The sequence below is a fragment of the Actinobacillus lignieresii genome, assembly GCF_900444945.1.
GTDB lineage: Bacteria > Pseudomonadota > Gammaproteobacteria > Enterobacterales > Pasteurellaceae > Actinobacillus > Actinobacillus lignieresii.
In genome coordinates this window covers 340,959-353,704 of the sequence record NZ_UFRM01000001.1, presented here as the reverse complement: position 1 = coordinate 353,704, position 12,746 = coordinate 340,959, and the positions used below count along the sequence as shown (strand labels likewise).

General features: G+C 40.6%; 12 protein-coding genes. 4 read left to right on the top strand and 8 right to left on the bottom strand.

All coding sequences use genetic code 11. From position 1 onward, the window contains the following. Position 1: 1 nt before the first annotated feature. Both yihI and DY200_RS01570 read right to left on the bottom strand, forming a co-directional pair. Positions 2-580: a Der GTPase-activating protein YihI gene (yihI, locus tag DY200_RS01575; protein ID WP_115586662.1), complete on the bottom strand. Its 579-nt coding sequence runs from the start codon at positions 578-580 to the stop codon at positions 2-4. A 148-nt stretch (positions 581-728) separates the two neighbouring features. Beyond that, positions 729-2,387 carry a putative transporter gene (locus DY200_RS01570; protein ID WP_115586661.1) on the bottom strand — a complete coding sequence of 553 codons (1,659 nt, stop codon included), beginning with the start codon at positions 2,385-2,387 and terminating at the stop codon, positions 729-731. A gap of 262 nt (positions 2,388-2,649) precedes the next feature. Between DY200_RS01570 and gltS the strand changes: the two genes are divergently transcribed. Further along, positions 2,650-3,867 carry a sodium/glutamate symporter gene (gene gltS, locus DY200_RS01565; RefSeq protein ID WP_115586660.1) on the top strand — a complete coding sequence of 406 codons (1,218 nt, stop codon included), beginning with the start codon at positions 2,650-2,652 and terminating at the stop codon, positions 3,865-3,867. A gap of 69 nt (positions 3,868-3,936) precedes the next feature. On the opposite strand, the gene DY200_RS01560 is transcribed toward gltS, so the two are convergent. The 6 genes from DY200_RS01560 to DY200_RS01535 all read right to left on the bottom strand — a co-directional run bounded on the left by DY200_RS01560 (position 3,937) and on the right by DY200_RS01535 (position 9,424). Further along, complete coding sequence (locus DY200_RS01560; RefSeq protein WP_005597676.1) at positions 3,937-4,314, bottom strand: YacL family protein; 378 nt, start codon at positions 4,312-4,314, stop codon at positions 3,937-3,939. A gap of 96 nt (positions 4,315-4,410) precedes the next feature. Continuing rightward, positions 4,411-7,290 carry a bifunctional [glutamate--ammonia ligase]-adenylyl-L-tyrosine phosphorylase/[glutamate--ammonia-ligase] adenylyltransferase gene (glnE, locus tag DY200_RS01555; protein WP_115586659.1) on the bottom strand — a complete coding sequence of 960 codons (2,880 nt, stop codon included), beginning with the start codon at positions 7,288-7,290 and terminating at the stop codon, positions 4,411-4,413. Between the two features lie 73 nt (positions 7,291-7,363). After that, complete coding sequence (locus DY200_RS01550; RefSeq protein ID WP_115586658.1) at positions 7,364-7,645, bottom strand: YciI family protein; 282 nt, start codon at positions 7,643-7,645, stop codon at positions 7,364-7,366. Positions 7,646-7,655: 10 nt separating this feature from the next. Further along, complete coding sequence (gene yciA, locus DY200_RS01545; protein WP_005597679.1) at positions 7,656-8,147, bottom strand: acyl-CoA thioester hydrolase YciA; 492 nt, start codon at positions 8,145-8,147, stop codon at positions 7,656-7,658. Further along, the gene (locus tag DY200_RS01540; protein WP_115586657.1) at positions 8,134-8,685 is read right to left on the bottom strand and encodes a septation protein A; all 552 of its coding nucleotides are present in this window, start codon (positions 8,683-8,685) and stop codon (positions 8,134-8,136) included. Before DY200_RS01540 ends, yciA begins: the two co-directional genes overlap by 14 nt. A gap of 1 nt (position 8,686) precedes the next feature. Further along, positions 8,687-9,424, bottom strand: a complete 738-nt coding sequence (locus DY200_RS01535) for a hypothetical protein (RefSeq protein ID WP_115586656.1) — start codon at positions 9,422-9,424, stop codon at positions 8,687-8,689. A gap of 158 nt (positions 9,425-9,582) precedes the next feature. Here DY200_RS01535 and yfbV point away from each other — a divergent pair, with 158 nt between their 5' ends. From yfbV to DY200_RS01520, 3 genes are all read left to right on the top strand, one after another. Then, positions 9,583-10,017 (top strand): terminus macrodomain insulation protein YfbV, encoded by a 435-nt coding sequence (gene yfbV / locus DY200_RS01530; RefSeq protein ID WP_115586655.1) that lies wholly within the window; start codon positions 9,583-9,585, stop codon positions 10,015-10,017. A gap of 167 nt (positions 10,018-10,184) precedes the next feature. Next, positions 10,185-11,141, top strand: coding sequence for a tRNA 2-thiocytidine(32) synthetase TtcA (ttcA, locus tag DY200_RS01525; protein ID WP_115586654.1), 957 nt, complete (start codon positions 10,185-10,187; stop codon positions 11,139-11,141). A gap of 206 nt (positions 11,142-11,347) precedes the next feature. Beyond that, positions 11,348-12,724: a Na+/H+ antiporter family protein gene (locus DY200_RS01520; RefSeq protein ID WP_115586653.1), complete on the top strand. Its 1,377-nt coding sequence runs from the start codon at positions 11,348-11,350 to the stop codon at positions 12,722-12,724. Positions 12,725-12,746 lie beyond the last annotated feature (22 nt).

Below are 12,746 nucleotides of genomic sequence, written 5' to 3'. Positions count from 1 at the left end.
CTTATCTAAATTGATTAATGTCCATGGTTTCAAATTGGCGAAGCAACGCATCCCCGTTATCTTCGTCTTCATCTTGAATACCTAATTCGGTCATTAACTCATCGATACGATCCAAACATTCGTCTACGAATTTTTGATCTTTCGCCGATAAGGTTTTACCCGCTTCGATTTCGTCTAATAATTGGTTTAAGATCTCATTATTTTCCAACTGTTCCAGTTCTAATTCCGGCGATAAATGCGGTTTATATTCTTCCACGGCAACCGGTTTAATAATTTGTCCTTTTTCCGGTTTATTGACAAACTCCAGCATTAAAGGAATTTTTTTACGGCTACCGATACGCGGATCTTTCACTTCTTTTACCGCCGCTTTTTTCTGCTCCGCCGGATCAACATTACGCGAACCGGTCGGCAAGCCTTTGTGTTTACGTTTTTTCTTTTCTTCACGGGCTTTTGCATCCAGTTCGTAACGGGTAGGCTTACGATTTTTACCGCCGCTTAATTTAGGCTGTTCCGGTTTTTTATCTGCTTTTCGCGCAGGCATAATGTCGGTAATACGACGTGTTTTTTTAGTGCGACTCATACTATCTATTCTTTGCTATAAAAAATTAAACGATTATTCTACAAGGAATCTGATTTGCTGAACAGAGAAGAAATGAAAATAGCGGTCGGATTCGCTGAGAATTTTGCAAAAATCTCGTTAAATTCGACCGCTATCGATGATGACGGATTTAGCTTGCCGTCCAAAGCAAAATGGCAAGTAATTGCGGTAAGATGATACGTAAGAACATCACAAGCGGATAGACCGTTGCATAGGAAAGTGCCGCCGCACCGTGTCCGTCTTTAATTTCATTGGCAAAAGCTAATGCCGGCGGATCGGTCATCGCACCGGATAACAAACCGCATAGCGATAAATAATTCATTTTTCCGTAAATACGAGCAACAAATCCGGTCACAATCAATGGAATAAAGGTGATGATCGCACCGTATCCCATCCATGCAAGCCCTTCCGGACTGAGTAAAGTATCGAGGAAATTCGCCCCGGCTTTTAAACCGACTACGGAAAGGAATAATACGATACCGATTTCTCGCAATGCCAAGTTGGCACTCGGCGGCATAAACCAATAGAGTTTACCGATACTGCCGATTCTTGCAAGAATTAAAGCTACCACCAACGGACCGCCGGCTAAACCTAATTTTAACGCCACGGGGAATCCCGGAATATAAAGCGGTAGAGAACCGAGTAATACACCTAAACCGATACCTAAAAAAATCGGTAACATTTGTACCTGTTGTAATTTTTGGTGAGCATCGCCGATAATCGCTCGTACCGTTTCAATATCTTCCTGACGTCCGACTAAATTCAGTACGTCCCCGAATTGTAATGCCATTTCACCGTTCGGAATTAATTCGACCCCCGCACGGTTTAAACGAGAAATCACAACTTCATATTTCCCTTTCAGCATTAAATGACGAATTTTTTTACCAAATACGTTTTCATTGGTAACTACCGCCCGCTCGGAACGGAAAATCGTACCTCTGGTCGAAACGGATACGTCCGCTTCTTCTCCTAAAATAAGCTGCATCTTATGTAACGTCGCTTTTTCTCCGACCAGATGAAGCACATCGCCGACATTTAATACCGTATCGACATTCGGCACAATCAATTGGTCATTCCGTTTCAAACGGGAATAAATAACCGTATGCGATTCAAAATCAGGGATTTCCTTTAATTTTAAACCGCCTAAATTAGGGTTGGTTAAACGTACGTTAAGCGTATCCAATCCTTCTTTCTGCTGATTTTGATTGTTATCGAACTCTTGCGCTTCTTTATCGATATTCACTTTAAAAATGATACGAATCAACCACATAGAAAGTAAAATACCGATAATCCCGAACGGATAAGCAATCGCATAACTCATCCCCATTACCGCCGTAATATTGTCTCCGCCAAGCTCGGTTAATACTTGTTGCCCCGCCCCTAAAGACGGCGTATTGGTTACCGCACCGGAGAAAATCCCTAAAATAACCGGTAAAGGAACGTCGAATAACTTATGAATGAGCGCAACAAGTATTCCGCTTAGCCCGACAATCATCACCGCAAAGCCGTTCAGTTTTAAACCCGATTGACGCAATGACGCAAAAAAGCCCGGACCGACCTGAATACCGATTGAGTAAACAAACAGAATTAATCCGAACTCTTGAATAAAATGTAACGTGTGCGCATCCAATTCGATACCGTACAAATGAGTACAATGAGAAATAATGATCCCACCGAATAATACTCCGCCGATACCGAGACCGACCCCTTTGATTTTTATATGACCAATCCATAAACCTAATACCGCAACTAATGATAATAGGCTTACAATAATGGCTATATCGCTCATTTTCGCCTCCAATAAAAAAATTACTTCTTAAATTTTAACAAATGCATATTTAAAAAAATGAGAACTGATTCAAGAAATTCGCAATTGCGAAGCGGATAATATGATCTCCCTCAAAAAATTTTTAACTTATATGATAAGTTTTTCTAATTCTAATGATAAATTTATTTATACATACCTTTGACAAATGTTTTTTATTGGTCTAGTATCGAACAATCCTTATTTTTAAACATTCATTTAACATTTTCATTTTAGAGGAGCACCTATGGAACCAATAATACTGAACGGTTACCACACATTAATTGCTGCGACACTCGTTCTTTTGATCGGACGCTTTTTTGTAAGCAAAATTAAATTCTTACAGGATTTTAATATTCCCGAAGCGGTTGCCGGCGGTTTAGTGGCTGCAATCGTGATTCTCTGCTTATACCATTGGATGGGACTTTCTTTCCAATTCGAGAAAAGCTTACAAAATGCCTTTATGTTAGCCTTCTTCTCATCCGTCGGTTTATCCGCCGATTTTTCTCGCTTAAAACAGGGCGGTATGCCTTTAGTGATCTTCCTTGCCGTTGTCGGTATATTCATTATTATCCAAAACGGCGTCGGTGTCGGACTTGCCACAGCATTAGGTTTAGATCCTTTAGTCGGTTTAGTAACTGGTCCAATTACCTTAACCGGCGGTCACGGTACCGGTGCGGCATGGGCGAAAATCTTCTCTGAACAATACGGCATTACCGGTATTATGGAAATGGCAATGGCGTCCGCTACATTCGGTTTAGTTGCCGGCGGTTTAATCGGTGGTCCGGTTGCACGCCGTTTAGTCAATAAAATGAAAAAAGACCGTAAACAATATAGCAAAAAAATGGATACTTCTGCCGAACAGTATGACGACAGCACTTTTGAATCGGCTGACAGCATTCGTTTCATTACGGCGAGTTCCACAATCGAAACGATGGCGTTATTCGCAGCCTGTTTAGCTTTCTCATCGGTAATGGCTAACGCATTCCCGGATTTAGGTTTACCGCAATTCGTATGGGCATTAGGTTTCGGTGTAATTTTACGTAACGTATTAACCAAAGTATTCAAATTCGATATGTTCGACCGTGCGATTGACGTATTCGGTAACGCTTCATTAAGTTTATTCTTAGCAATGGCGTTAATGAGCATTAAATTATGGGAATTAGCAGGCTTAGCCGGTCCGATGTTAATTATTTTAGTCGTTCAAACTATCGTTATGATCTTATACGGTTACTTCGTGACTTTCCGTGTAATGGGTAAAGACTATGATGCGGCGATTTTAACTGCTGGTCACTGCGGTTTCGGCTTGGGTGCGACACCGACTGCGGTTGCCAATATGCAATCGGTCACCGAAACGTTCGGTCCGTCACATAAAGCGTTCTTAATCGTACCGTTAGTCGGTGCATTCTTCGTAGATATTTTAAACTTAGGTGTTATCACTTGGTTTGTTGAGTTCTTACGTTAATCGTTTAAACAAATAAAGCAAAGGGGCAACCGTTACGGTTGCCCCTTCTTTGTTTTATTACTTAAATCATTAGTGATAGGTTTTACTAAATTTCTGATAGGCTTTTAAGAAATTTTCAAAATCCTCTAAGCCGCAAAATGCGATACTTTCTTGATCATAAAACTGAAAACCGTCTTCCATTTGCGATTCGTCAAACGCGTCGTCCAGATTATTCGCTTTCACCATCACTTCATCGCAATCAAGAAATAAACTGTATTCTTTTCCCTCGAAGACACATTCATAATGATTAGGATACGCCGCCCGACATTTTTCAATTTCAGCAAAGATATTGATCAACTCTTTAGGATTTTCCGTTATCTCGGTATTTAACCAACGGGCAAAAGCTTCGTGATCCATTGAACATTTAGCGACTACACCGTGAATTGAATGTGTAAATTGATATTCCATTGCAAACTCCTTGAATGGGTAAATTTGCCTTATTATAGCGGAAAACAAGCGGTTAAATTGACAAAATTTTTTGCAAATTTAACCGCTTCTCTGATCTTAGCCGAAAATTCGTTGCCAAATTTGCGCCACAAAAGCACGTTCTTCAACAAATTCGTCTGCGCTCACCACACTCGGGCTACGCAATAAATTTAAATGGTGAATACGATTGCGAATCGCCGTATAGCAATGTTTCAACATTTCTCCGTCAGTAAGCGATAAAATGCCGCATTCTACCGCCGAATCGAAAATACGAACGTTATCCGACCAAATCGCCATTTGAGGATACTGATGAGCGTACTCCAATACCAAACATTGTGCGATAAATTCTATATCGGTAATACCGCCTTTATCTTTTTTCAAATCAAAATGCGTATGATCGCTTGTGCTTAAATGTTGATACATTTTGTAACGCATTTCACAAATTTCTTGGCGTAATTGACCGCTTGTTCGAGGCATTGCCAAAGTTGCTCGACGAATTTGCTCAAAGGCTTGCGCCAGATCGGGCGAACCATAAACGCAACGAGTACGAACTAACGCTTGTGATTCCCATGTCCACGCCTCATTTTGTTGATAAGTTTCATAAGCACTTACCGTGCTGACTAATAAACCGGCTTCGCCTGACGGTCGCAAGCGCATATCCACTTCGTAAAGCACACCGGCACTGGTATTTAAATTAAAAATCGAATTAATTTTTTGCGCTAATTTTAAATAGAACTGATGGCTTGAAATCGATTTTCTCGCACCGATCGTTTCACTATCCTGCGGTGCGTTATGCAGAAAAACCAAATCTAAATCCGAATTATAGCCAAGCTCAATACCGCCCAATTTACCATAAGCGATCACGGCAAAACCTTGTTCCGTATCAGTTAAATGATCCGGCACGCCAAAACGCTGCGACAGTGATTTCCACGCCATATTCACTACCGCACCGATAATCGCTTCCGCCAAATAGGTAAGATGATCGCTAATTTTCATTACCGGCAATACGCCTAAAATATCCGCCGCCGCAATATGCAAAATTTGGCTCTGCTTAAATTGGCGCAAGGCATCAATCAATGCCTCTTCATCTTCTTCCGGAATCCGAATTAAATAGTCATTTAATACCGTTTTATACTGATCTAATGCCAACACTTGCGTAAGACTATTTTGAATAATCAGTTCGTCTAACAACATCGGGTAACGAGCAATCTGCTCGGCAATCATAATCGACTGACTGCACAAGGTAATCAGAAGCGGTAGAATTTGTTCTCTTTCTTGTAAAAGCTCCAGATAAGTAGTTCGCAAGGTAATTTTATCTACGATGTTAAGCAAACGAGGCAACACCACTAAATAATCTTCTCTATTGCACACCATATCTAAAATTTTCGGCATTAATCGTTGTAAGACATTTCGCCCCCGCACACCAATCGGACGCTTACTCCAATCCTGTAACGTATTGGAGAGCTGGCGGAAAATCTCATGATAATCGTTGCTATCTATCGGATAATCATTTAAAACCGCCGCTAAATCTTCTTCGCTGATTTGATAATGTAAAATATCCTGCCAAACCGCTAATTTCTCATTAAGCGGCGATGCTTCATCGTCCTCTTCTTCACCGATAATTTGGTTAAATACCGCTCGTACGTTTTGCTGATGTTGTTCCAACGCCTGTAAAAAGTCTTGCCAAGTGTGAATGTTATTTTCTATGACAAGCGGTTGATTTTGCGCATTTTTTTGCAAATAAGACCGGCAAGCAAACATTATTCTCGCTCGGTCTTGCTCATCGGTCGGCAACGTTTGCGTTTGTTTATCATCAATCGCTTGTAGCACGTTTTCAACCTGACGATGGAAGATATACGCATCATATAATTGCTGAATTTGCTGTTCGGTGAGCAATTTCAATTCGGCAAGGCGAGGCAGAACACGCAATAAGCTGCGTTCTTGTAGGATTTTATCCCGCCCGCCTCGCACCATTTGGAACGTTTGTACAATAAATTCAATCTCTCGAATACCGCCGGCGCCTAATTTAATATTATCGGTCAAATTACGACGTAGCACTTCTCGGCTGATTTTCTGTTTCATCTCTCGCAACGATTGAATCGCACTGAAATCCAAATAACGGCGATACATAAACGGGCGTAGCATTTGGCGCAAATAACGATGGTTAATATTCTGCGGATCTTCGCCTAAAATTTTGGCTTTGATCATCGCATAGCGTTCCCAATCTCGCCCTTGTTCCTGATAGTAATCTTCCATGGCGGCAAAACTCAGCACTAACGCTCCGCTGTCGCCGAACGGACGTAAACGCATATCGGTACGATATACAAAGCCGTCTAACGTGATTTCATCTAACGCTTTAATTAAACGCTGTCCTAAGCGAATAAAGAATTTGCTGTTTTCAATCGGTTTTCTACCACCTACCGTTTCACCGGCATCCGGATAAGTAAAAATTAGATCAATATCCGAGGAAAAATTCAGTTCTCGTCCGCCTAATTTACCCATGCCTAAAATCAGTAATTCTTGTTGCTCACCTAATGAATTCATCGGCGTGCCGTATTCTTCACAGCAACGCTTGAACAGCCAATCTCTTGCGCCGATAATCAGCGTTTCCGCCAAATCGGATAAATGCTCGAATACAAACTCTACGCCGGCAAGTTTATTCGATTGCAGAAAACTTAATGTTGCCATTTCACGATGACGAAACAGACGTAATTCTCGCGCTAATTGAGTTTCATCTTGCACCTGCGCTAAAACGGCGGCTAAATGTTCGGCATAATTACCGACCTTTGCGATAGACGGATATTCAGCTAACCACGCCTGTAATAACTGCGGTTGCTTATGTAGCATCTGTTTCACAAAATTCGACATTCCTACCGCAATAGCAAGCGGTCGGATTTTATCAGCATTTTGTAAATCGGATTCCTTCAGCAGCTCGGAAAGATCGGTTTGAGCGAACATATATGCCTCTTTCAAAAATCGGACGAGAAAAAGGCACAAGCGAAACCGCTTGTGCCTGTTTTAAGAAAAAAGATTAGAACACTTTTTTAAACGGCTTGATAATTACATCACCGTAAACGCCGGCTTCTACATAAGGGTCTTCCGAAGCCCAGATTTGAGCATCGGCTAACGAATCGAATTCGGCAATCACGGTAGAACCGGTGATACTTGTGCCGTCTTCCGTCGGATTAGGACCGGACGTTAATAAGCGACCTTCCGCCTGCAATTTTTCTAAACGAGCCAAATGAGCCGGGCGTACTTCCAAACGCTTCTCAAGCATATTCGGATTATCTTGTGCAAAAATAACGTAATACATTTTTTACCTCTTATGCAGTTTGTTGTTGATTTGCAAGCTCCGCTTCAAATGCTAAAGCCTGCTCCATTAATGATAACGCTTCATCAAGCTCAGGATTATTTTCACGAGGAATTTCTCTCGGCCTACCTTCATTGTTTACTGCAACATAAGTAAACAGTGCTTCTGTTACACGAAAACGCTCTCTTGACCCCTGATAAACTTGTTTAATAAATACTTCCACTTTGACTTGCATTGAAGAGCGGCCGACTCTCACTAAAGTGCCGTAGCAACATACCACATCCCCGACCGAAATCGGCATATGGAAAACCATTTTATCTACGGTAACCGTCACGACTCTGCCTTTTGCCAATTCTTTGGCAAGAATCGCACCGCCTAAATCCATTTGCGACATAATCCAACCACCGAAAATATCACCGTTTGCATTGGTATCCGACGGCATCGCGAGCGTTCTTAATAATAATTTACCGTTAGGATTTCTGTCATAAGGTTTATGCTTGCTCATTGGTATTCTCCACGTTTTTAAGATGCGGATAGAGATAAACGCCGGTTGCAATCGCGGCGATTAAACTCAATCCGGTAAATCCGAAGGTTTTAAATGTTGCCCATACGTCATCCGAAAAATAATAGCTGATCACGATATTGAGTAACATACAGATAATAAAAAAGCCCGCCCAACCTAAATTGAGACGATTCCAGACATTGGTCGGTAATTTTAATTCCTTGCCTAACAACATTTGAATAATCGGCTTTTTGAAAACAAATTGGCTGACTAATAATACGGCGGCGAATAAACCGTTAATGATAGTCACTTTCCATTTTAAGAAATTTAAATCGTTAAAATAAGCGGTCAAAATCCCGAAGAAAACCACAAAAATGCCCATAACCCATTGGGATTTTTCGATCTTCTTATACAACACTTTTAAGACGATTAATTGTATGACGGTAGCGATCACTAAAGTAATTGCCGCTTGCTGTACGCCGTATAATTTATATACCGTAAAAAATAGAATGAGCGGAATAAATTCAAGTAACTGTTTCATACTACCCTCTTACTACGCTATTTTGGCTGTATGCCTGATAAAAACGGAAACTGAATACGGTAATAAACAATGAGAAAAACGAGCTGACTAATACGCTCACGATCAGACCGACAGTATTGCCGCTTAAACCGCTTAAAAAAAACATTAAAATCTGCGGTACAAAATAAGAAATCACGCAGAATAATACTAAAGCGATACTTCGACCGCGGCTTAATTGCCAAGTAAAACGAATCGCATCGTTCACGCTATTCAGCTCTTCGATTAAATAAGCGTAAACGGATAAACATAATTTAATAAACAAAAATGCGCCGCCGATAATCAATGGAAAAGCGATCATCGATAAACCGCCACCAGCTTTCGCGCCGAATACTTGAGAAGCCATTCCGATAGACAGCGGCAGAACCATAATAATGTTAAGTAAAATCACCGGAAACAGTTTCGCCAAAGCGCCAGAAAGGTTTTGAAAAAAATGTTTAAAGCTACCGCGATTAATCTCTTTAATATTCAAAATTAATAAGGTCGTAATAAAAATATTGGCAACCCCCATAATTAATAACGGAAATAAGTCGGATAACGTCATCTCAACATTTTCGGCATCCATATTCGCGATGCGAGGCACTAGAAATAAATTCACGAACTGCAATGCACTTAGCAAAATAACCGCCAATAACGAAAATGTATGTTGATTACGAATAAAGTTCCAACTATCTTGTAACAAATCTGGAAACTTAATTGGCATTAATCTATCCTTCTATATCTAATCGTGTAACAAAATTGTTGCAAAGTATAGCAATTGTTGATCATTACTGCATTAAAATCTGCGCATTTTCGGCGGATAAAACTTATGTTATGCTATTTTTATTATTTTTCTTATAAATCTTATAAAACATTATCGTTATGAATGCGACTCTTCAAGCCGGACAACGTTATCTCGCCACCTACCCGAACCAAAAAAAGTTAGGGCTGTTTATGCCCGATTATCGATTGATTCGCTTAGTAAAATTAGCTTCCCGCTTTATGCCCGCTTTCTCTTGCTTTGCGATTTTATGGCAGTACTTCTTTGCCGACCCGAGCCAATCCATTTTAGCCAATGCGATTATCACTTCATTATTTGCATTAAGTTTACCGTATCAAGGCTTATATTGGCTAGGTAAACGAGCCGCCTCGCCTTTACCGCTTTCGCTGTTAGGCTGGTATCAAGAATTAAAACAAAAACTGATTAATGAGAATAAAAAAGTAGAAGATCAGGCAATGCCTTCTTATCAGGATTTTGCCAACTTATTGCAACTTGCCGAACAAACTTGGGGTAATGAGTATTTTGATAAACTTTAAAATTGCAAAAAAATGCTAAAATTAGACCGCTTGTTTGCCGATAAACGCTTATCTAGCGACAAAACATCTAATGAAACGCTTGCAAAAAATACGGAAGTCTTTAGTATGACGGACTTCATTTTTTATCTCATATACCGAACCGAACATTTATTTAAAAATTCACGATTATGAATCAAGATACTCAATCAGCGAATACTCAACAAGAAAAAAAGATTGCCTATAATTTCAACAAATTACAAAAACGTTTACGCCGTAATGTCGGTAATGCGATTGCCGATTTCAATATGATTGAAGACGGCGATAAAGTGATGGTGTGCTTGTCCGGCGGTAAAGACAGCTACACATTATTAGATATTCTACTTAATCTCAAACTCAGCGCACCGATTCACTTCGATATCGTAGCGGTTAATTTAGACCAAAAACAACCGGGCTTTCCGGAACATATTTTGCCTGAATATCTGAAGTCTATCGGCGTTGAATATAAAATCGTCGAAGAAAATACCTACGGCATCGTAAAAGAGAAAATTCCGGAAGGGAAAACCACTTGCTCGCTTTGCTCGCGTTTACGTCGCGGCATTTTATACCGCACCGCTACCGAACTCGGTGCAACAAAAATTGCACTTGGCCACCACCGTGACGATATGTTGGAAACGTTATTCTTAAATATGTTTTACGGCGGTAAATTAAAATCTATGCCGCCTAAATTGATTTCCGATGATGGCAAACAAATCGTGATTCGTCCGTTGGCTTATTGTAAAGAAAAAGATATCGAAAAATATTCGCAGGCAAAACAATTCCCGATTATTCCGTGTAACTTATGCGGTTCTCAGCCGAATCTACAGCGCCAAGTGGTTAAAGAAATGCTCCAGACATGGGATCGCCAATATCCGGGACGAATCGAAACGATGTTTAGCGCAATGCAAAACATTACGCTTTCACATCTTTGTGATCCGAGTCTGTTCGATTTTAAAGGATTAAAACGCGGTCAGGTATTGGACGGCGTGGAAGGCGATATTGCTTTCGATAAAGCGGAAATCCCAAATCAACCGTTAATCCAAGATGAAGACGAACAAACCACCGACTACGGCGAAAACGGTATGATTCAATTTAAACAGGTTCAATAATCCTAAAGAGCAAACTTTTAAGTTTGCTCTTTTTTCTATAACTTGTAGCTGAAACATAAAATCTTCAGTAAAAAAGCTAAAACGACAAGATTTATAGCGATGAGTTCCATTATTTTCTTTATTCTATAAAAAAATGCTCGACAACTCCGTTTTTTACGTTACATTAAACTCTTATTTAATTTGTTATTACAAAAAGGGAAAACACAATGTTATCTAACGAAGTTGTTATCTCAATTATCGTATTACTTGCCCTGAGTTTACTCAGAATTAATGTGGTAATTGCGCTAATTATTGCAGCATTGACCTGTGGCGTAATCGGCTTCTATGGAGTCGATGATATGAGTATGTTTGATGCTCTAACGAAAACCATCGAAAAATTTACCGGCGGTTTAGGCGGTGGCGCGGAAACCGCGATGAACTACGCCGTACTCGGCGCATTTGCCGTAGCCTTATCTAAATCGGGTGTTACCGATTTATTGGCATATAAAGTTATTTCTTCATTCGGGAAACGCCCTTCCGGTCGTTCGGTGTTTTGGTTTAAATATCTTGTACTCTTCGTATTAACCGCATTTGCGATTTCATCACAAAACCTTATTCCGATTCATATCGCCTTTATTCCGATTGTGGTTCCGCCGTTATTAAGCGTGATGAATCAGCTAAAAATCGACCGCCGTGCGGTAGCTTGTGCTTTAACATTCGGTTTAACCGCTACTTATATGTTAATCCCTGCCGGTTTCGGACAAATCTTTATTGAAAGTATCTTAGTTAAAAATATTAACCAAGCGGGACAACCTTTTAATCTTGTCGCGACAACGGCGGAGATGACTAAAGCGATGGCGGTACCGGTTGCCGGTATGATTTTAGGTTTACTATTCGCTTTCTTCGTTTCCTATCGTAAACCGAGAACTTACGTAGAAAACGTAAAAGAAGCGACCGCCGATGAAATTGCCGCACGTGTGGCAAAAGTTAAACCGTTTCATATCGGTGTAAGCATTATCGCAATCCTTGCGACATGTTCCGTGCAATTAGCAACCAATTCCACTGTTATCGGCGGTTTAGCCGGCTTAATTATTTTCGCTTTAGGCGGCGTATTCAAATTAAAACAAACTAACGATTTATTCCAAGACGGCTTACGTTTAATGGCGATGATTGGTTTCGTAATGATTGCCGCATCCGGTTTTGCCAGCGTAGTAAACGCAACCGGCGGCGTGCCGGAATTGGTTGAAGCCTTACGCGATTCGATTCAAACGAAAGAAATGGCTGCGTTATTGATGTTAATTGTCGGCTTATTTATTACAATGGGTATCGGTTCATCATTCTCAACCGTGCCGATTATTACCTCTATTTATGTACCGCTATGTGTATCATTCGGTTTCTCTCCGTTAGCAACGATGGCTATCGTGGGTGTAGCAGCCGCTTTAGGTGACGCGGGTTCTCCGGCATCCGACTCAACATTAGGTCCGACATCCGGTTTAAATGCCGACGGTAAACACGATCATATTTGGGATTCGGTCGTACCAACCTTCTTACATTTTAATATTCCTCTATTAGTGTTCGGTTGGATTGCGGCAATGACGCTTTAGTCTTTTTGCTTATACCACGGAT